Genomic DNA, 21376 nt, shown 5'->3' with positions numbered 1-21376 from the left:
GGGGCGCCGTGGCGCTTGGTTGCCGCACCCCGTGAGGCGCCGCGCACGGGGCGTCACGTTCAAGGCGACCTGGAAGAGTGAGTTTTCCAGGGACCTCGGTAGTGGCGCTGTCGGCCGCTCGTGGCTCGATCAGGCGTGCGCGGCTCGGGGCCGCGCAGCCGCGAGAATCGCTGCGGCGAGCTGCTCCTCGAACCGGCGGAACGCAGGCAGCCGGTGTAGCGTCCGAGGGTCGATGTTGGCGCCGAAGAAATCGTAGAGATCGGCACCGCAGAGGCGACCGCCGCCGCTCGCCGTGAGGACCTCGTCGAGCGCGCGTTTTGGATCGAGCACGCTCTCTGGATCGGCCGGTAACAGAAGCGGCGACATCGGCGGCAGAAGCTTCTGGAATGGCAGCGCGTCGACGAGGAGCCATGCCTCGATCTCGCGCACAGGAACGCACGCTGCGGCCGCCAGATCGGCAAATTCTGCCCGGGCCAGCTCCAGCCCAGGCTCGATCTGCTCGCGCAGCGTCCGCTCGGAATCGCCCGATCCATCCGCATGGATGACGAAGAGCGTACATTGCTCCCAATACGTGCGGATGGATGCTGCGATCCGGACGTCGCGCCGCCGTGACGTGCGGGCCGGGGCGTCGATTCCCACGCTCGGGCCGATCATGGGCACCTCGGGAAGCACCTTGGCGGCGAGCGCGGGGATCAGCTGATCGAGGAGCGGCAGCAGCAACGCATAGTCCGTTTTTCCCTCGGCGAAGAGCCCTGCACACAGATACGTCATGCCTCCGCGAGCTCCGCGGGGCTGGCCGTCTCCAGGATGCGCCGGAGCTCTGCTGTGGAGATGTACCGTTCGCGATCGATGACACCGGCAGGCGCAACCCCGCGTACCCGTGTATGCCGGAGCCCGCTGCCCAGCCGTACCAGGTCGAGCGCCATGATGCACTCCGGGTGATCCATCAGGGCCGCGAGGACGACTGGAGAGTGGCTGGTGATCAGCACCTGCGTAGTGCCAGCGGCAGCCGATTCGGTGTCGCTGGCGACGGGGCGCTGCGTCGCCTCCAGGATCCGCTCGATGAGCGTCCGTACGCGTGCAGGGTGGAGCCCGTTCTCCGGCTCTTCGATCGCGATCAACGCGCTCGAGGCGTCTGCGCGGAGCGCTGTTGAGAGCGCCAGGATGCGCAGCGTCCCGTCGGAGAGGACACGCGAGGGGAGGCGCTGGCCATCGGACGTTTCCATCTGCACGACGAGCGTGTCGCCCTCGACGACGACCTCGAAGGTGCGGACTCCAGGTACGAGGCTCGCAACGTCCGCCCGGATCTCGGCGATCGCGCCGGGGCTCTGCGCCGCCAGCGTAGCCGCCAGGTTGGCGCCGTCTGCCGAGAGCCCCGCTGGTGCGCCAGGCTCGCTCGGCTCACGGATCCGTTGGGCTTCCAGGTGCATGACGCGCAGGCCGCTGAGCTCCTCGGCGACGGCGCGCAGGTGCGGCGAGCGAGCCTGCATCTCTGGCTCCGAGAGAAACGTTGCCTCGGGAACATACTGCACGGTCGCTGTCATCGAGAACTGGGGCGCGCTCGGATCCGCCACGGTCAGAGCTCGCTCGTATTCCATGAGCGCGCTGCCGTCGCCATGGCGTATGCGCGACGCAAAAGTCGGATGGCGCTCCAGCCATGTGTCCTCGCCCGACGTCATCGACCGCAGCACCTCGCGGACGACCGTCAGCCGCTCTCTCATGGAGCTGAGCTGCTGAAGCTCGATGTTCACCTCATAACGGAGCCGCGTCATCTGGAGCGGAACGTCGCGCAGGCCGACCCTCACCGTGGAATGCGGCAGGATCACCTCGAGCGCGAGCGCCATGCTGGCGAGGGCACCGAAGCCGCGTTCGACCGTCGTGGCCGGCTCTTCGTCTCGGCGACGGAACTGCTCGCGGATGCGCCCTCTCCCCTCTCCGACGGCCGCGGCGAGCGGGCTACCCGCGAGGCGCGCAAGCAGCGAGAGCGCGTCGAGCAGGTTCGACTTTCCGGCTCCGTTCGGGCCGATCAGAACAGAGAACGGCTCGAGATCGAGGGCGAAGCCCTGAAAGGACTTGAACCCGTCTATCTCGATGCGGGTGATCATTTCCGGCGCCCTTGTGGCAGAGCCTACAGCACATGAGTCCCGCGGGCCAGCGGTTCTCGGAGGTCGAGCCGGCCATGCGAAGCGGGCGGCGCCAGCGGCTCGTGCCGGTGCGGTGTCGACGAAGTCAAACTGAGCCGGCATCCGGCTCAAGGGCGTGGAACCGGCCCGCCGAGAGCAGCGGCGTCGGCTGACCAATCCCTGCCGGTGTGCAGCCAAATGGGCCACCTGAAAGCGTTTATCGCCGGCAAGGATGAACTGGCACGGTGCCTCTTCGCACGCGCCTGCGATGTCGCCATGGCCGCCGCTGCCGCGGTCCGTCGCGTCCGGGTGTACACGCGCCGCGCGCCGCACAGCTGCGTGGGAGCTACGTCGAGCGGTGCGGATGGCAGCGGAAGGGGCTCTCCTCGTCAAGCCGAACCATGCGCGCGCTCATTGACGGGTTGGTCGTGTCGCCCTTTTTGTTGTAGGGTCTCCCCGCGCGCCCACCCGGTGCGCTGCAGCGGAACGAGCACACATGGCGGAAACGACGACGAGCCCGCTCGGGAAATGCCTTGTTGCGGTGCCCATCCTTCGCCTCGCCGACACCCGTCGTGGTGCTGGCCGCGCGCGAGGCGCGCGCGCCTTCGCCGGCCTCGCGTCTGCTGTCGCGGTCGCGCTCGGCGGCGCGGCGGCGCACGCGCAGGAGCCCGGGCGCGACCCGGTGGCCGCGGAGGCGCTCTTCAAGGCCGGGCGCGCGCTCGTCGACAAGGGGGACGACGCGGCGGGGTGCCCGAAGTTCGAGGCGAGCCTCGCGCTCAACCCCTCGGCGAGCACCCAGATCAACATCGCGCGTTGCCGCGAGCGCGAGGGCAAGCTCGCGACGGCGTGGTACGATTACCACCGGGCCCTCGTCCTGAACCGCGAGACGGCCGGGGAGCAGCGGCGACGAAGCCTGGAGGAGGTCGCGAACAAGGGGATCGCGGCCCTCGAGCCGCGCGTACCGAAGCTCGTGATCGTGGTCAAGGGCGCGCCTGCCGGCATGGAGGTGCTGCGCGACGGCACGGCGCTCCCGGCGGCCGCGCTCGGAGAGCCCCTGCCGGTCGATCCTGGCCCGCACGAGATCCGCGCGACCGCCCCCGGGCACGAGGCAGAGACCCGCTCGATCACGCTCGCGGAGGGCGAGACGACGACGGTCGAGCTCACGCTGCGACCCGCGGCCACGGCCGCGGCCGCGGCCGGCGCCACGAAGCCGCCCACCAAGGCGAACGAGGCGCGAGGCGGGGGCGCCCCGACCTGGGCCTGGATCTCCGGAGCCGCGGGGATCGCTCTCGCCGGCGCGTCGGTCGGGTTCCTGATCGACGACCTCTCCGCGATCAGCGCATTGCGCGAGAGCTGCCGCGATGTCGCCGGCGGGACGTACTGCGATCCCGGCTATGATTTCGCGTCCGACAACGCGCGCAAGAACCGCGATTTCGGCCTCTTCGTCGGCCTGGGCGCCGCGGGGCTCGTGGCGATGGGGGTGGCGGCCTATGGGATCGTCCGATCGGGCGGCGAAGAGGCGCCGGCGGCCGTCGCGCTCCCGTGGATAGCGCCGTCCGGCGCTGGCGCCAGCATCTCCGGGAGCTTCTGATGCGAACGGTCGAGGCAAGACGCGTGGTGTTCTTCAGAGCTCTCTCGGTGATGGCGATCCCGCTGGTCGCGGCGGGCGCGTGCATCCCTGACGTGGAGCCCACGGCGGGCGTGGTGGTGGGCGGCCAGTTCAACCGCCTGAACGACGCGCGTTATCCGGCCACGGTCGCCGACTTCCAGCTCGATCGCTTCGAGGTGACGGTGGGTCGGTTCCGGCAGTTCGTCGCGGGCTACCCGGCGACCAGGCCGAAGGCGGGAGCGGGCGCCCATCCGCTCATCCAGGGCAGCGGCTGGGATGCGGCGTGGGATGCGAGCTTGCCCGCGGGGCAGGACGAGCTGCGGGCCTCGCTGGAATGCGACCCCAATTTTCGGACGTGGACCGACGAGCCCGCCGGCAACGAGGCAGCGCCGATCAACTGCGCGAGCTGGTATCTCGCGTTCGCCTTCTGCGCCTGGGACGAGGGCCGGCTGCCCACAGAGGCGGAGTGGAACTACGCCGCGGTCGGGGGGAACGAGCAGCGCGCCTATCCGTGGGGAGACGAGGCCCCGAGCCAGGAGCTGGCGGTGTACGGCTGCGATACCACGACGACTGTGTGCCCGATCCCGTCTGTCGGGTCGAAATCCCCGGCGGGCGACGGGAAATGGGGGCAAGCCGATCTGGCGGGGAGCTTGTTCGAGTGGGTCCTCGACTACCATGCCGATCTGACGGAGACGTGCAACAACTGCGCGGCGCTGACCGACGGAGGCTACGGGAGGGGCTCCCGCGGAGGGGCGTTCTCCCACACCGAGGAGACGCTCAGCCCGACGTACCGTATCGGCGAGCTGCCGGAGCGGACGCTGTCTTTCTACGGTTTCCGCTGCGCGCGGGGCGAGTAGAGGGGCGACGACGCTACGCGGTCGAACGCACGGGCCTGCCGCCGGTGCTCACACGCGAGAGCGGCAGAGCGCGGTCGCCGAGAACGTGTTGGCCGATGTCTCAGAGAGGCGGCCCATCGAGATTATCCCCTCCGCGCAGCGCCTCCCGTCGCACCGTTGATGCCGATGATCGAGAAATATTCGGAGTTTTCTCCTTGAACTGTTTCTCGATTCTTGCGCTGCACATTGTTCCACGCGTCGAAATGGGTCTTCCGTTCCTCGATCCGCCGCGACATCTTCTTCCTGAACGGATGCGTGTCATCGAATGCGGGGGAGAGGGAGAGCTCTTCCGGTGGCTGGATGACGTAGAGGCCTGTGGTGTCGTCGATTCGATTGCTTTCAGGAACCATTTCCGGTGCTCCGGGGCTGTCGGACCGGTCGACCGGGAGCGTTTCCGGCGTTCCGGAGACGGTCGGACCGGTCGCCCGGGAGCGTCTCCGGGTCCCGCGGGCGGTCCGGACCGGTTCCCGGGAACGCAGGCCCCCCTTGCCGATCGCGCGCTTGCGCTCGAACCCGGAAATCGGGTAGCCCGGTAGCTTACGGCGCGCGGGGCGTAAGTGGGCATGGTGCAAGGATAATCGCCGTGGATCTCGACGCCTTCCCCGGGGCCGCCGCCCGCCGTGCGCTGCTCGCCGCGGCGCTCGTGCTCGCCCTCGGAGTCGCCCACGGCGTTCTGGGCGCACGCGAAGCGGCCGCCGCAGAGCCTCTCGCCTGGGTGGCGCCCGCCAGCGTCCGCGTCGTGGCGTGGAGCAACGGCCCGCAGCAGGGCGCCCCGGCTCCGGACGAGGCGCGCGCCGCGCCCGTCGCAGCCGACCCCACCGGGCCCGTCGCGCTCGCCGCGGGGCAGCTGCTCCTCGTGCCCGTGGACCCAGGCGACCGGCTGGAGCTGCGCGGCGACGTCGCGGGGATCGGCCTCGGCTCGGGCGTCGGGAGCGTGCCCGATGTGATCACCTGGATGCCGCTGCCTCCCCTCAGGGCCGGCGCGCGCGACGTCGCGGTGCCGACGTGGTCGAGCGCGCGCTTCGTCGTCGTGCGCGCGGCCGCCGCGCGCGGCGCCGGGAGCACGCCGGTCGTCGTGCGGGTCGCCGCACGGGAGCGCGCGCCGCTGGCCTGGTATCGCCTCGACGAGGACGTCGCCGCATGGCTCGGCGGCCGCGAGCCCGCGCCGGCCGCCGCGCCGGGCGAGGCGGGCGCGCTGCTCCGCTGGGTCGACGCCGCGCGCGCGGCGCTCGCCGCCCCGGCCGCGGCGGGCGCGCCCTCCGCGCGCCTCGACCCGGCCGCGGCCGCATGGCTCACCGCGCGCTATCTCGAGGAGTCGCTTCTCCTCCGGCCGCTCGTCGAGCCGTACTTCGTGGCGCGCGGCGTCGAGCCGCGCGGAGGCCGCGAAAGCCCCGATCTCCCGGCCGTCGAGCGCGCCACGCCATGGCGCTCGCTCGGCGCCGGGGCGCGGCTGGAGCTCCGCGCGCCCGGCGCGGACGTGCTGCGCATCGCCCTCCGGGCGCGCGCCTACGGGACCACGCGCGTCGTGGTGCGCGCCGGCGGCGCCGTCGTCCGGGAGCTCGTCGTCCGCACCGGGTCGCGGCTCGCGGACGCCGTGCGCTGGAGCGAGCCGCGGTGGATCCGGGTGCCGCTGCCGGTCGATGCGCGCGCGGCGACGGTCGACGTCGTCGAGGGGGAGGTCGCCGTCGCCGCCAGCGGCTACCAGCAACGCGCCGGCGTCGCCGAGCTCCTCGCGCCGCAGCGCGACCGCGCCGCCCTGCTGGATCGCGCGGCGCGGCGCGATCTGGTCGGCGCCGGCGATCGCGCGCCGGTCCACGCCGAGGCGCCGCGGCTCCTCGCCGCCGCAGACCGGGCCTTCGCGCCGGCCGCCGCGAAGGCCGCGCTCGACCTCGCCGCGCGGAAGGCCGTGCCGCCGCCGCTCCGGGCGCTCGTCCTCGCGGAGTCGGTGCGGTGGGCGCCCTCCTCCGGCGCGGCGTTCGCGCGCGCGGCGCAGGCCTACACGGCCGCGCAGGCCTCTGCCGCGGCGCAAGGCGATGCGGCGGCGCAGGGCCGCGCGGCGGCGGGCGCCACGTCGCTTCAGCGCGCCATCCTCGCGCGGCTCGCCGCGGCGCACGCGGAACCGGGCGCCGCGGATGCGCCCTGGTCCGGGCCCGCTGGGCCCGGGGCAGGGGCACCGCGCGATCGCGGCGGAGGCCGCGCGCACCCGGACGACATCGCGGCCGTGTCCGCGCTGGGCGCGGCGATGTCGCCGCCGCGCGACGGCCGCCGGCCAGCGGGGGCGCCGCTCGCGGAGCGCTATGCGCTCGGCCATGGCGACGTCGAGAGCGCGGCGCCGCTCGCGCGCACCGCCTGGGCGCGCGAGGCCCCGTGGGACGCGCTCGACATCCCCGATGGCGTGGCCGCGTGGAGCTCGATCGCGCAGCCTCGCGACGCGCTGCCGCCCGCGGAAGGCGGCGCGTCGGGACGCGCCGCCGCGGACGGCTTCTGCGAGGTGGACGCGGAGTCCGGGCTTCGCTGGACGGTCCTCGACGCCGAGCGGGCGCGGATCGACGTCGAGGCGCCGCCGGGGGCCCATGCGCGGGTGCTCTTGCGGAGCGCCTCGAACCAGGTGGTCCCCGAGTCGTCGGTGCTCATCGACGGCACGCCGGCCGCGGTGCATGGCGGCGCCGGGCTCACGTCGGTCGTCGCCGTGGCGCCCGGGGCGCGCACCTTCCAGCGGCCGGCGGGTGCTCCGCCGGCGCTCGCGCGCATCCCGCGCAGCGGGCGCGCCCCGTGCGCGTCGCTGCGCGAGATCGTGCAGTGGGCCTGGGTCGACGGCGCAGCGACCTTCGCGCTCCCCGACCCGGAGCGCGCCACGGTGGCCCGCGTCGTCATCGCGCCGCCCGCCGTGATGGGCGAGGCGGCGCTGGCGTCCGGAGCGCAAGGCGCCGCTGCGCCGGCGCCCGGCGCGCAGGGCGCCGCAGCACCGGCACCTGGAGCCGCAGCGATGGCGCCCGGAGCGCAAGGCCCATCGCCCCCAGCCGATGGCCCCGCGCGCGTGCTCCGCGTGCGCGCAGGCGCCGCCGTCCACGAGGCCTGGGTGCGCGCCGGCGCCACGGGCTCGATCGACGTCCCGGTCCCCGCCGGCGCGCGCGAGCTGCGCGTCGAGACCGACGCGCCGGCGCTCCTCCGCGCCTCGGTGCGCCTGCACCCCGCCGCGCCCGGCGCGCCGCGCGCCGTCACGCCGGTGCGCCCGCCGGACGGCGCGCCCGTCGACGGCACGCTCGAGCAGATCCGGGGCGCCACGCGCGCCCTCCGCGCCGCCCCCTCGCCCGCCCACGCGGCGCTCCACGCGCAGCGCGCCGCGGCGCTCGACGCCCTCGGCTTCCCGGCGCTCGCCGCGCTCGACCGCCCCGCCGAGGAGGATCCCTGGGACGCGGCGCAGCTTCCCGGCGCGTCGACCGCGGGCGCGCCGCCGAGCACCGTCTTCTCCCTGCCGCCGGGCAGCCCGGTGACGGTCCCGCTCGGCCTGCCCGCGCGCGTGCCGCCGCTCCCGCTGCCCGACGACCGCGCGCCCCTCGCGGCCGCGCGCGGCGCGCGCGCCAACGGCGATCCGCGGCGCGGCGTCGCGCTGCTCGCGGGCCCTGCGGGCGACAGCGCGGGCGCGGACGCGCTGCTGCTCGGCCTCCTCGCCGAGCGCTCCAGCGAGGTGCAGATCGCCGCCGACGCCTTCACCCGGATCGGGCTCGCCCACCGGTCCGCCGCGGCGCTCTCCCGGGCCGCGAACCTGGCGACCGACGTGGCTTCCGCCTCCCCGGCGCCCGATCGACGGCTCACGCTGCGCGCCCTCGTGCTCGCCGAGCTCGCCGTGCAGGAGGCCGCCCGCGAGGCCTCCGCAGGTCGGCAGGGCGCCGCGCCCGCAGCCTCGGGGAACGCCGCGCAGGGCCCGGCCATCGCTCCTCCCGCCGGCGCCGCGCCGGGCGCGCCGTCGCCGCCTGTCCAGCTCCCGCCGGCCGCCCTCGCGCGGCTGGCCCCGGTGACCGGCTGGGCCGTGCCGCCGCGCGCCGACGCCACGGCCGGCACGGCGACGCTCGAGATCCGGGCCAGGGCCGATCGCGATCTGCCGCTCCGCGTGCGGGTGCGGCGCGCGCTCGTCGACGCGCCGGAGGCGTCGCTCCTCATCACCGACGGCGCGCGCGCCGAGTTCCGGCTCGACCGCGCCGCGCCGGGCGCGATCGTTCTCGACGGCGTCTGCCGGGCGCTCGACCGCGAGGAGACCCCCTGCGCGTTCTCGATCGCGCTCGACGGCGAGCCGGTCGCGTGCTCCGCGGCGCTCGCGCCGACGGCGGACCGCTGCGTCGTGCAGGTGCCGCGGGGCAGCCACCGCATCGAGGCGCGGCCTCCGGCGGACCGGAGCGTCCTCGGCTGGATCCGCGCCACCGCGGCCGGCGCGGCGCAGCCCTTCTCGGGCCGCGTCCTGTCGACATGGAACGACATCGACCCCGCGCGCCCGCTGGAGCTCGCGTTCGTCGGCCCGACCGTGGTGCGCATCCGCGCCCGCGCCGCCTACGAGTGCGCGTCGCCCCGCGCGCGCGCCGCGCCCGTGGACGGCGGGGATCCGGCCTGCCATCCCGAGGTCGCCGCGGTCACGCCCTCCGGCCGGCTGCGCTTCTCGGTGGCGCCGCTCGACGGTGCCGGCGGCGAGGCCGGCGGCGAGGCCGGCGGCGGCGCGGTGGAGGAGGGCTCCCTCGCGCTCGACGCCTCCGAGGACCGCGCCGCGCGCCGCCTGGGCGTCACGCGCGAGCCGTTCTTCTGGCTCGGCGGCGAGGTCGAGTCGCGCGTCGCCGTTCTCCCCGAGGGCCCGCACGTGCTGCGCGTCGCCTCGCCCGGCGGCAGGGCGCTGCTCCGCGTCGAGCTCGCCGTCGCGCGCGGCGCGCCCCGCCCCCGCGTGCCGCCGCCCGCTCCGCCGCCCGCGCCCGCGCCGCTCGCGCCCGCGGACGAGCTGCTCCGCCCGGCGCCCCCGGTGGGGGAGGACCCGGACCCGGGGCCGCTCTCCGTCGGCGGCTACGCGCGCCTCGTCGACAGCGAGCTCACCGAGGAGGACTTCCGTCTTCCGGTCCGCTTCCTCGAGCTCGGCCTCGACGTGCACCGCGAGCTGATCGAGCGGCGCGCCTGGATCGCGGCCGCGGGGTTCGGCCGCCTGCGCGACGGGCCGGAGAGCTTCGGCGCGGAGGCGCGCTTCGACCTGAGCTCGAGCGGCTGGGTCCCCGGCGGTTCGCTGAGCGGCCGCGTGGTGTTCCAGCCGGACGCCAGCGACGCCATGGGCGCCAGGGCGGCCGCGACCGCGTTCTGGTCCATCCCGCTCGGCGAGCTCACGCTCTCGCCGTGGGCGGGCTTCACGTGGCTCGCGGTCGACGAGTCGCTGCGGGGCTTCAGCGGCGCCGACAAGGACGTCTACACGTCCTACGGCGCCAAGCACGACACGCAGGCCTCGCTCGGGGCGCGCCTGCGGTACCGGCCGTTCGTCGACGCGCTCGTCACGGCGGGCACGTCGCTGCGCCTGAGCCCGGTGCCGTCGGCGCTCGACCGCATCGACGCGACGCTCGACCTCGACCTGCTCCCCGGCCGGGGGCTGTGGCCGTGGATCCAGCTCGGCTGGCTCGCGAGCTACCGGCCGGTGAACGAGGCGCGCGACGAGGCCTTCCTGCGCGACGCGTTCACCGCGGGGCTCACGTTCTGGAGCTGGCTCGCGCGCGGGCACCGCGTCTCGCTGGGCGTGGAGGGGACGTTCCTGTTCGACGTCCCGAGCCCAGCCGAGACGTCGCCGCGCGCCTCGGGCTTGGCCTTCCTCCGCTACGACTACACGGCCCGCCGCGGTCTCCGCGACTTCCCCCCGGCGTCGACGCCGTTCCGCGAGCGGCAGGAGGAGGGGAGCGGGCGCATCGAGCGCGAGCGGTCGGCCGTCGAGCCCTCGTGGGAAGAGCCCTGAAGCAGGCTGCCCGGTTGGCGCCGGCGCGCGCCGCGGAGGGGCCGAGGCAGCACGCGCCGAGCGCGAGAGCCTGGGCGTGTCCGCATGGGCACCGGAGCGAGGCGCGCCTGAGGCGCCGCCCTCACCACCAGCCGATGCCTGTCCTGGAGATGCCGTTTCCGTCGCCCGGGGCGCGCGCCCTCTCGCCGGACGACGCGTGCGCCGCGCCGGTGTTCCCATCGGACTAGGACTCTCGATCGGAACACGACTCCGCATCGACCCAGCTCGCAAGGGTCAATGGGCTTTCAGTGCTGGTTCCGCCTCTCAGAAACCCCGTCAGAAAAAACGGCCGATGACGAGCGGCCGCCGAAAATAGCGGCGATCGCCATCGTTTTCCGCCTGTTTCGCCGCCGAGGGCGGCTCCGGTGCCGCCCATCGGGGCGCCCTTCGCCGCCGCGTCGCCGGGTAGCGGTCGAGGTCGCCACGCGCCGAGGCGCGAGCCATGAACGCTGCGGGCAGAGGAATTCAAATCTGCCGCACCTGGCGCCGCGCCCAACGGGGCCGGCCTCTGGTAGCCTCCGCCGCGCCGCCGACCGACCGGCGGAAACGAACGGAGAAAGAGACACCACCATGGCCATCGTTCTTTACCACCACCCGTTCTCGCGCGCCGCCAACACGGTGTGGATGCTCGAGGAAGTCGGCGCCGAGTACGAGCTCAAGTTCGTCGACATCATGGCCGGCGATCAGAAGAAGGAGGACGTCACGAAGCTCAATCCGATGGGCAAGCTGCCCTTGCTCGTCGACGGCGACACCGTCGTCACCGAATCCGCGGCGATCGGCCTCTATCTCGCGGATCGTTATGCCCCGGGCCGCCTCGCGCCGAAGCTCGACGACGCGGCGCGCGGCACTTATTTTCGCTGGTCGCTCTTCGCCCCCTCGGTCATCGAGCCCGGCTCGATGGCCAAGGCCGGCAACTGGGAGTTCCGCGCCGGCGCCGCCGGTTGGGGCAACTACGACGACATGATCGCGACGATGGAATCGGCCATCTCCGGCCGTGACTTCGTCCTCGGCAAGGAGTTCTCGATGGCCGACGTCATCTTCGGCGGCACCATCGCGTACATGCTCGACTTCAAGATGCTCGAGCCGCGCCCGAGCTTCACCGGATATGCCGAGCGGGTCAAAGCCCGCCCGGCGTACGCGAAGAGCGAGGCGCGCAACAAAGCCGTGATGGACGAGCGCGGCCTCAAGATGCCTGGGGCGTAGAGCGCCCCGAAGGATTGAGCGGAGCGCCTCGGCGAGCGCCGCGTCCTCTTCCTGCGCTGTGCGCTACGGCGACGTGGTAAGAGAGCCTATCCGCCGCGGCATTACCCACTTCGTCATCGATCGCGGTATCGGCATCGTAGAGCTGGCGCGCGCCGTGGAGGCGCGCGGCTTCGAATCGCTCTACCTCGTGGAGCGACGAGGTCGCCTCCTTCGAGGGCGAGCTCGTCCACCTCCCGACGCGGCGCTCGAGCTTCCTCCTTCGTCGCGAAGGGGGACAGGGAACCGGCGCTGCGCCGACGATCACGCTGGCGTCGATCGGGCGCTTGCGCTACGGACGGTCATGTTTCCGGCGAGATCCTGGCCTTGCACAGGCCTGGAGAGTGATGCAGAAGCAAAGCGTCGATTCGGGCCTTGCGCTATATGAAGGTGATATATGCGTTTTCGGCGACATGGAACAGATGTTACGGCTGTGACGATTCACATATCGAGCACCGAAGGGAACTCTTCGGCCAGCCTCGGGATCGCCGATGTTCCACGCCCGGATGGTGTTCCCAGAATAACGAGCAGTGATCCTGATGTAATTAGCGTCGACGGCACACCTCGCATACGCGCCGTTGGCAATTTTTCGTTTTACCTCAAAGCCCTTGCTACAACATCAGGTAGCGGCCCTGTAACGGTGACTGCGGAGACACGGTCCGGAATCCAGGCGACACTAAGGGTTGTGGTCGACGTTGCGATAGAATTGCCGGATCCTGCCACTGAAGCTGGAGCTGTCGCCAGACTGTTGATGTCGGAGGCCCGCGGTCCTTCCCACGCAGACTACCTGGCCACAGAAACATTGGACAGTATGGGGTGGATGCAACGGGTTCTGGAGAATCGATTGGCGAGCGATCCTTCTCAGTTCGGGGCACCCGGGGCGAGAAATTTGATCGACATCATTCGCGCCGCCAATCAGTTTGATGGGTTCTCCGATTATCCGAACCACGATCCGGGGGTTCGTCGTCGGCTGCAGCAGATGATCAATATCGCGAACAACGACAACGATCGAATGCAGTCGGATTTTCGAAATTTTATACAGAATGCGATTGATGTGGCTCGGTTGCGGGTCGCCATCCGGGACCCAAGTTCAACAGGCTTGTTCGGGTGGAGAGCCGCAGGGACTGGAAGTCCAGGGCCCAGATTCGCGAGATTTCGTACGTTGGCTGGAAACACGTTCTTTACGTTGCGGCCATGATTGAAGCCTTGTGAACTGAGATTTTTGCCTGCATGCATGGGCGCACTCCGGCGGTGGCCAGCAGCGAGCCGCGCCAGGAAGCAGGGGTATGGTGCAGTTGCATGCAGCGCTGTCGAGGCATCGATGTGCCGTCTCGCATCGGATGGTGGGGCAACGGCGGCGCCGGCAACCGTGGCAGCGGCGGCGGCAACGACGTCGGCGGCCCGCGCGCCCCCGCGAGCGTGTACGTGGCGCCCGACGACCACGGCGACGCGTGCTCGTGCTCCGCGAGCGGTCGGCGCCGACGTGGTCGGCCGCGAGACCGCTGAGCACCACCACCCGATCGTGCGCCTCGTCGTAGGCCCCGCCCTGCATGAACAGGCAGCTGTTGGCGTCGGCCACGTGGCTCCAATCGCGGCGGGTCGAGGGCCAAGGTGAGCGACGTCGTCTCGTAGGGTTTGCGGCCGCGTGGAGCAGCCGATGAGCGCGAGGACGGCGAACGCAGCAGGAGCATGCAGTCACGCAGGAAATATCCAGCGCCGATGCGACCCTGAGCGGAACCGATACCGGGAGATTCGAGCGTCTCTCACCCTGTAGGACTGGAGCCTTCCTGCAAGGTCGCCGCACCATCGGGCGCCTCGGAGCGCAAGGGCGGGCTGATCCGTGGTAGGGCGAGCCCCGGGAGGGACGATGTTCCGGGGCTCAGTGACCATGGCGGCACGGTTTCCGCATCGGCCGCGGCAACATGACACGCCGGCAGTACGATTGTGGTCGGGCAGTCCGGCGCCCACCCCTCTTAACGCGGCGCTCCGAAGGAGCCCTGCCAGCCATGTCCTCCCTCGGGCCCGAAGATACCCGAGGGCCGGTCGATTGGAATTGACACCGGCAATGTGAACGTTCACAGTCCAGTCGAGGGCCATCCTTTTGTTTCGGGTTGCTCGGGTCCTCCTGAGCGCCGAGCTCTCCGTCAATCTGATCCATTCGGTCGATTTTTACACCGATCCTGGTCGCTCAGTCGTCGCGGAAGCGAGCGTGGCGAGTCGCCCTTGATACGCTCGAATCGTTTTGTTTCCTTTTCACCTGATTCCGGTACGTAGGAGACCTGTGATGCAACATCAAACGTTCAGCCGACTCGCCTTTGGTGTCACCCTTGCGAGTTGGGTCGCGATTTCGTGCGCCCCCGCCGAGTCCGACTCGAACAACGACGGAGGGGGCGGAGCGACGGCGACCAGTTCCGTTGGTAGCGTGAGCGGCAGCGGCGTTGCGACCTCCAGCGGCAGCGCGAGCGGGAGCGGCGTTGCGACCTCCAGCGGCAGCGGCGTTGCGACCTCCAGCGGCACCACCGCGGCCGGGACTGGTGGTGACAGCAGCGGCGGGAATGGCGGGGCTGAGCCGACCGGCAGCGGCGGTAATGGCACGGGTGGCTGGCCCGAAGGAGCCATTCCCCTGGGGAACGCGCCTGTGCGGAGCGCGGGGTGCGGCAAGGCAACCACGCTGACGAGCAAGGAGTATACGATCTCGAGTTCGGGCCAAAATCGCGTGTACTACGTCGATATGCCCCGCAACTACGACATGAACAAGCCCTACCGGCTGTTCTACACCTCGCATTGGATCGGCAGCCGCTACCAGGACGTCAAGGGGCAAGACTTCTACTTTCTCAAACCGCAGCTGGAGGCCGACGGAGAGCAAGCCATCTTCGTGGCCCCCTCCTCGGACGGTGCAACGTGGCAAGAGAAGGACCACGCGCTGTTCGACGACATCATGAAGCTCATGAATGAAAGTGTCTGCTACGACACGACCCGCGTGTTCGCGACCGGCTTCAGCTTCGGAGGGATGATCACCTATTCGCTGTCGACGAACCATCAAGCGGAGATCCGTGCGGCCGTGGGCATCGCCCCGGCCAACTACAACATCTGGTTGCCTGAAAAGACACATAAGCCCATCGCTTGGATGCACACGACGGGCATGAGCGACGGGACTTGCCCCTGGGTGAACAACGAAGGTCAAAAGAGAGGGGCCAAGTTCATCGCCCTCGAAAAAGCCGAAGACAACGGCTGCACGATCCCGAACAACATCCCGACTTCAAACGGCGCGTACAGCTGCTTCGATTTCCAGGATTGCGATCCGGAACATCCGACGCGGGTGTGCACCTTCGGCGGCGGGCACACGAACATCGACGGCAATCCGAATTGGATTCCCATCGAGTCGTGGAAGTTCTTCAAGCAGTTCTGACCGACGTCCTCGGCGCGGACGGGACCCTCGCCCGCGCGTAGCGCCGCGCTCGGGGCGCCTCGACATGGCGCCCTTCCCCCCATGGGTTTCAGGGATTGAACGTCGCGACGAAGATGTCGGAGCCGCCGGCGTGGGGGATGGGGCCGGTCCCGAAGTCGACCGCCGCGCTCGCAGCCCCTGTCAGGGCGATCACGCCGCTCGGCGAGATCGTGATGCCATGTGCGCTGACGCCGAAGCTGAGGGTCCAGAGCTCGGCGCCGCTCGGGTCGAGCCTGGCGAGCCCGTCTCCGGCGACGACGATGTTACCAGCGGAATCGACCGCGAGCGCGTCGTCGAAGGGGATCGAGTCGCTGAACACGTGGGCACCCGCGGCGTCCAGCTTGAGGAGCGCGGGGCCGGCGGGCAGCACGCCGCCGCCGAGATCGACGGTCCCGTCCGTGGTGCCGGCCACGAAGACCTCGTCAGCCGCATCGACGGCCACCGACCAGTCCGCCTTCCACGCGCCGCCAGGGGCGATCGACGGATCCGGCGCGAACGGGCGGCTCCAGAGCACGGCGCCGGTCGGGTCGAACTTGCTGACCGTGAGATACCCTGCGTCGGCCTGCGGTGCGGTCACGGTCAGCGCGTTGCCCGCGCTGTCGATCGCGAGATCGGCGTGGTATTCCAGGGTGGTGAAATAGTCCTCCTCGTCGGGAGGGGGCGTGATCCTGTGTTTCCAGAGGACATCGCCGCCAGGGCTCAGCTTTAACAGATAGGCACCGTTCGCCCAAAGGTCGGCGTAGACCAGGTAGGTGTTGCCGAGCGCATCGACGGCGATGCGCTCGGGAACGCTGTAGCTTTCGATCGCGTCCGACGTGTAGATGGGCGCTTGACTCCAGATGGCCTTGCCATCGCGGTCGAGCTTGGCCACGAAGCCCACGGTATTGTGGCCCGGTTCGAAGGGGGGGAGGCACTGGTTCAACACCCTGTCGGCGCCACCCGAGTAGGTGCCGGCGAGCAGGAGGTCGCCGTTGCCATCGACGGCCATGACGAGCGGGTGGCCGCTCGTCAGGCGCTCGCTCCAGAGCGGCGCGCCCGATGGATCGAGCTTGAGCAGGAAGTGGCTTCTGAACGGGGAGGTCAGAGGGCCCGCGCCGAAGTCGACGGTCCCTGTGAAGGTGCCGGCGACATAGTAGTTGCCTGCGGCATCGCTCGCGATGTTCAGGCCCTCGTCGGCGCCGGTGCTGCCGAACCCGCGCGCCCACGACAGCATGGGGCAATGGGGGTCGCCGTCGCAGTTCTCGTCCTCCGGCGTGGAGCAGAGCTCGTCGGCAGGCGTCACCTCGCCCACGCAGGCGCCGAAGCCAAGGCCGTTGGGCCGGCAGGTCTGCGTCCCCGCAGCGCAGGGGCCGACGCCCCTGGTCCCGGCAGGGCCGGAGTAGCACGCGATGACCGAGCCCGGCACGCACGTCTCGGACGGGTCTCCGCCGCCGCTGCCGCCGTCGCCGTCGCCGCTGCCGCCTCCCTCGCCGTTGTCGCCGCTCGCCGGCGGATTGAATGTGGCAGCATAGATATCCCAGCCTTCTGTATACGCGATCGGGCCGGTCCCGAAGTCCACAGCGCCACTCACGACGCCGGTGACGGCGACCGCGCCGTTCGGGGAGATGGCTATGTCCGCTACCGAGGCCGCGAAGTCGCGCGTCCAGAGCTCGGTGCCGCTCGGGTCGAGCATCGTGAGCCCACGCCCGCCGAGGAAGATGTTGTCGGCAGGGTCGACCGCGATGTTGCCGGTGTGGCGGGCGGGCTGGGTGAACACTTCGTCGCCGTCCTGATCCAGCTTGATGAGAGCTCCCGCGACCAACACGAGGATCTCGCCCGCCGAGTTGACCGCCACCTTGCCACGGAAGCCGTAGTCGTCCAATCTCCGGGACCAGAGCAAATCCCCATCCGGAGAGAGCTTCGAGACGTACGTGTAGAGGGCAATGTAGTCGCCGTCGATGCCTGCTTCATTCACTGTCACCACGTTGCCGGCGCTGTCGAGCGCGAGGTTCATGTGGAAGCTCGGGCTGCCCGGAGTGCTACGCCTCCAGAGGACATTGCCCATCGCGTCCAGCTTCACCACCGCTGTCGCGTCCTCCAGCCCGATGGCGAGGTACGCGTCGCCGAGAGCATCGATGGCCACCTTCGTCGCCCAGGTAGGATGCGAAGGCCAGAAGCGGAATCCATCGCTCCAGATGTGATTGCCGTCGGGGTCGAGCTTCGCCATGAATTGCCCGGAACGATCGGGCGGAGGCGGCAGGGCGCACCCGCCGAAGTCGAGCTCCATGCCAATGCCAGAGAAGTCGTCCTCGTAGTTGCCGGCGATCAGGACGTTGCCGTTCCCATCGATGGCCAGGGTATCTCCTGTCTCGCGCAAGGGGGTGCCGAAGCGCTTGCTCCAGAGCGGCGCGCCCGAGGGGTCGAGCTTGAGAAGGAAGACGTCGCTGTCACCGGCGCTGGTCAGAGGGCCGGTGCCGAAGTCGACCGTTCCTTTGAAGGCGCCGAGCATGTAGTAATTCCCCATGGCGTCGACGGCGATGGTCGATGTGGGATAGGTGGGCTCGATGCCGAACCCGCGCGCCCAGGCGGCCGGTTGCGGGCAATGGGGGTCGCCGTCGCAGCTCTCGTCCTGCGGCGTGGCGCAGAGCTCCGCAGCAGGGGTGATCTCACCCGTGCAGGGCCCGTAGCCGAAGCCGTCAGGACGACAGGTCTGCGTCCCGGCCGTACAGCGCCCGACGCCGTTGGTCCCCTCGGGGCCGGCGTAGCACGCGACGATGGATCCCGGCACGCATGTTGCCGGGGAGCCGCCGCTCCCGGTCGAGGTGCTCTCGTCGCCGCCGCCGTGGCCAGCGGAGCCGCCGCTGCCCGTCGCAGCGGAGCCGCCGCCGCCGTGGCCAGCGGAGCCGCCGCTGCCCGTCGCAGCGGAGCCGCCGCCGCCGTGGCCAGCGGAGCCGCCGCCGCCCGTGGCAGCGGAGCCGCCGCCGCCGTCTCCTGTGGTTGCGGAGCTGTACCCGCCGCCGCCCGCGCCGCCGCCGCTGCTGCTGCTGCCGGGCCCGCTCGGACCGCATTCATTCGTGGGGCCGAAGGCGGCGAGGAGCAGGGCGGCGGAGGCACGCCGGTGAAGCCCGGAAGTCGAACCGATGGACTCGAACGGTCTTGCCATGCCGCCTCTGATGCTCGAGGCAGACGCCGTATTCATGCCGCGAGCGACGACGCGCGTCCAGGGGGCCGAGGGATAAGGAGACGCAGCCACAGCGCCGTCTCCCGCGCGTGATTCGTGGCCACGCCACGCCTCGAACGCGACCTCGTCATGGGCCGACTATCCGTGCCTTCGAAGGTGAGGCCGGATGACCGGAGCTCGGTCGATTGCGCCGGAAACTCGCGACGGTTCGCCCCCGCGGAATCGTAGCAACTCATCCATGCATCCAGGGAGCCGCGCTCACGCCACGGCCTGCGGCCCGCAGAGCCGGTGCGACGAGGATTCGCGCGAGCGCGTCGGCGAGGACGTCCTCCGGCGCCGCCCTCGCCGTCCGCGCGCGGAAGGCGATGAAGCCGTCAGGCCGGACAAGGACGGCGCCGTCGCGCCCTATCCCGTAGGCGCCGCCGAGCGCGCCGCTCGGATCCTCCACGTCGCCGCCGACGCGGTGCGCGGAGAGCGGGATCCCCGTCCGGCGCGCGAGCTTGCGCGCCGCCTCGCACCACGCGTCGCCGCCCTCGGCCGCCAGCAGCACGAAGTCGCGCCCGAAGAGATCGAGCGTCGAGATGCGCGCGTCCTGCCGCGAGAGCCACACGTGCGGCGCGCGCGTGCCCGGGCGCCCCCGGAGATCTGTCGCGCCCGGGCCGGGAGGCGCGCCCGGATCGAGGATCACAGCCTCAGAGGCGTAGCCGTACCCGACCACGAAGTACGGGAAGGCGCGCCGCATGGTCCAGAGCATCGCGAGCCCGGACCTGCCGGTCATGAGCCCGCGCTCGTCGTTCATGTCCCCCGCGATGTCGGCGACGGCGCGCGCGACGGGCCGCCGCTCGACGTCGTACGTGTCGAGCAGCCCTTCGCCCGCGCGCCCCGCGAGCACGGCCGCGAGCTTCCACGCGAGGTTGTGCGCGTCCTGAATGCCCGTGTTCGCGCCGAAGCCGCCCCACGGCGGCATCACGTGCGCTGCGTCGCCCGCGAGGAAGACGCGCCCGTGGCGGAACCCGTCGGCGACGCGCACGGCGGACTGCCAGGGCATCACGCCCTTGAGCTCCACCGCGAGATCCGGGATGCCCGCGGCGCGGCGGATGATCTCCGCGCAGCGCTCGCGCCCGAAGTCCTCGGCGCGCTCGCCCTTCTCGGGATCGAACGGGACGTGGAGGACCCAGAGATCGGTGTTGTTGACCGACGCGAAGAGCCCACGGAGATCGCCGTCCTCGACGAGGCACATGCTGAACTCCCGCCCGCGGACGAGCTCGGTGAGATCGGCGCGAAAGTAGAGGTTGAGTTGGTGCGTGAGGACGCCGCGGCCGCTCTGGCCGACGCCGAGGGAGGTCCGCACCGGGCTCCGCGCGCCGTCGGCCGCGATCACGTAGTCGGCGCGAGCTCGCCGCCGCGCCCCGCTCCCTCGATCGAGGAGGGTCGCCGTCACGCCCTCGGCGTCCTGCGTGAGCTCGACGAGCTCGGTCGAGAAGCGCGCGTCGACGCCGCGCGCCCTGGCCGCCTCGAGGAGCACGGGCTCCAGGTGGTCCTGCGTGACCCGGCAGGGCGAGGTCGGGCTCTTGGGCGATCCCTCGCCGCGCATCATCCGCTCGCGGAGCCAGCGGATGACGAGCCCGTTCGAGCGGCGCGACGCCATCACCTCGGAGAGCGTCCGCCCCTTGTAGACGCCCATGCTCGGCGCGATCGCCTCTCCGGCCTTTCGCGCCGCGGCCTCGAGCCCGAGCCCGCGGAGGAGCTCCATCGTCCGTCCGCTCACGCCGCGCGCCCGGGGGTGGATGCTCGTCCCGGCGTGGCGCTCGACGAGCAGGGAAGGCACGCCGTGCTGCGCGAGGAAGAGCGACGCGGACAGGCCGACGACGCCGCCGCCCACGATGAGCACCTTCACCCGCTCCACCTCGTCACCGTCGATTTGCGTCATTTGCGTCATTTGCGTCATGAGCCTCGCCTCCGGCTGGTACATACTGAGAGTAGATCCAAATTTATAGTGAGTGCAAATTTTATGTCACACCAATCTTCAAGAGACCGCAAGATCCCGGCGACCAAGCGCGCCCCGGCGCAGAAGCGCGCCGAGCCGGAGGCGCCCCCGCCGCCGGCCGGCCTGCGCGAGCGGAAGAAGCAGGCGACGCGGCTCGCGATCTCGGACGTCGCCACGCGCCTGTTCATCGAGCGCGGCTTCGATCGCGTGACCGTCGCCGAGGTGGCGGAGGCCGCGGGCGTCTCGGTGAACACGATCTTCAACTACTTCGCGACGAAGGAGGATCTCTTCTTCGATCGCGGCGAGGAGGTCGGAGGAGAGCCCGCGCGCATGGTCCGAGCGCGCCGCCCGGGCGAGCCCGTGCTCGCGGCGCTCGAGCGGGGCCTGCGCGAGAAGGGGGCGATGTCGGTCTACGAGGGCGCGAGGGTCCTGCCGTTCCTCGCCACGATCGAGGCGAGCCCTGCGCTCAAGGCGCGCGAGCGCGCGCTCTTCGATCGCAGCGAGGAGCTCCTCGCGGACGCGCTGCGCGAGGCGGTGGGCGCGCGCGGCGACGACCCCGCTCCTCAGATCATCGCGGCGCTCATCACGGCGCTCGAGTGGACGATCATCCGAGAGCACCGCGCGCGGCTGCTCCGCAGCGAGCCCGACAAGAAGATCCGCGCCGCGCTCGGCCGCATCGCCAAGCGCGGCTTCGCGCTGCTCCGCGACGGCGTGGGCTCCTTTGGCGCGTAGCAAGCGTGAGCCGGCGCGCGCAGGCCCGCCGCTCGCCGGTGAAGAGCCGTGAGCTCCCCAGGCCCTGTCAAGCCGACAGTAATTCTTCCTGACGCTCTACCCGCCACGCCAGCGGCCCACGACACCCGGCGCACTGGACCCCCTTCTGTCTCTCGGCAGCGTGAGCGAATGGCCA

General features: G+C 71.3%; 11 protein-coding genes. 6 read left to right on the top strand and 5 right to left on the bottom strand.

The features are described 5' to 3' along the window. Positions 1 to 129: 129 nt before the first annotated feature. Complete coding sequence (locus tag WMF29_RS40215; protein ID WP_437325378.1) at positions 130 to 720, bottom strand: hypothetical protein; 591 nt, start codon at positions 718 to 720, stop codon at positions 130 to 132. A 47-nt stretch (positions 721 to 767) separates the two neighbouring features. Then, on the bottom strand, positions 768 to 2456 hold the full coding sequence (locus tag WMF29_RS40210) for an AAA family ATPase (protein WP_437325377.1): 1689 nt from the start codon (positions 2454 to 2456) through the stop codon (positions 768 to 770). Positions 2457 to 2619: 163 nt separating this feature from the next. Here WMF29_RS40210 and WMF29_RS40205 point away from each other — a divergent pair, with 163 nt between their 5' ends. Together WMF29_RS40205 and WMF29_RS40200 are read left to right on the top strand one after the other, a co-directional pair. Then, positions 2620 to 3714 (top strand): PEGA domain-containing protein, encoded by a 1095-nt coding sequence (locus WMF29_RS40205; RefSeq protein ID WP_437325376.1) that lies wholly within the window; start codon positions 2620 to 2622, stop codon positions 3712 to 3714. Positions 3715 to 3740: 26 nt separating this feature from the next. After that, positions 3741 to 4589, top strand: a complete 849-nt coding sequence (locus tag WMF29_RS40200) for a formylglycine-generating enzyme family protein (protein WP_437325375.1) — start codon at positions 3741 to 3743, stop codon at positions 4587 to 4589. Positions 4590 to 4711: 122 nt separating this feature from the next. Here the strand turns inward: WMF29_RS40200 and WMF29_RS40195 are convergent, their stop codons facing one another. Next, the gene (locus WMF29_RS40195) at positions 4712 to 4978 is read right to left on the bottom strand and encodes a hypothetical protein (protein ID WP_437325374.1); all 267 of its coding nucleotides are present in this window, start codon (positions 4976 to 4978) and stop codon (positions 4712 to 4714) included. A gap of 233 nt (positions 4979 to 5211) precedes the next feature. On the opposite strand from WMF29_RS40195, the gene WMF29_RS40190 reads away from it, so the two are divergent. The 3 genes from WMF29_RS40190 to WMF29_RS40180 all read left to right on the top strand — a co-directional run bounded on the left by WMF29_RS40190 (position 5212) and on the right by WMF29_RS40180 (position 15283). Continuing rightward, positions 5212 to 10596, top strand: coding sequence for a hypothetical protein (locus WMF29_RS40190; RefSeq protein WP_437325373.1), 5385 nt, complete (start codon positions 5212 to 5214; stop codon positions 10594 to 10596). A 609-nt stretch (positions 10597 to 11205) separates the two neighbouring features. Next, positions 11206 to 11838, top strand: coding sequence for a glutathione S-transferase family protein (locus WMF29_RS40185; protein ID WP_437325372.1), 633 nt, complete (start codon positions 11206 to 11208; stop codon positions 11836 to 11838). A gap of 2320 nt (positions 11839 to 14158) precedes the next feature. Further along, positions 14159 to 15283 carry an alpha/beta hydrolase family esterase gene (locus WMF29_RS40180; protein WP_437325371.1) on the top strand — a complete coding sequence of 375 codons (1125 nt, stop codon included), beginning with the start codon at positions 14159 to 14161 and terminating at the stop codon, positions 15281 to 15283. A gap of 88 nt (positions 15284 to 15371) precedes the next feature. Here the strand turns inward: WMF29_RS40180 and WMF29_RS40175 are convergent, their stop codons facing one another. Both WMF29_RS40175 and WMF29_RS40170 read right to left on the bottom strand, forming a co-directional pair. Beyond that, positions 15372 to 18464 (bottom strand): hypothetical protein, encoded by a 3093-nt coding sequence (locus WMF29_RS40175; RefSeq protein ID WP_437325370.1) that lies wholly within the window; start codon positions 18462 to 18464, stop codon positions 15372 to 15374. Positions 18465 to 18714: 250 nt separating this feature from the next. Beyond that, positions 18715 to 20412: an FAD-dependent monooxygenase gene (locus WMF29_RS40170; protein ID WP_437325369.1), complete on the bottom strand. Its 1698-nt coding sequence runs from the start codon at positions 20410 to 20412 to the stop codon at positions 18715 to 18717. A gap of 81 nt (positions 20413 to 20493) precedes the next feature. Between WMF29_RS40170 and WMF29_RS40165 the strand changes: the two genes are divergently transcribed. Beyond that, positions 20494 to 21201 (top strand): TetR/AcrR family transcriptional regulator, encoded by a 708-nt coding sequence (locus WMF29_RS40165; protein WP_437325368.1) that lies wholly within the window; start codon positions 20494 to 20496, stop codon positions 21199 to 21201. Positions 21202 to 21376: the final 175 nt, after the last annotated feature.

The organism is Sorangium sp. So ce381, from assembly GCF_051473845.1.
Classification (GTDB): domain Bacteria; phylum Myxococcota_A; class Polyangia; order Polyangiales; family Polyangiaceae; genus Sorangium; species Sorangium atrum.
The sequence above is the reverse complement of the archived record's forward strand: the minus strand, read 5'-3'. Positions and strand labels throughout refer to the sequence as shown.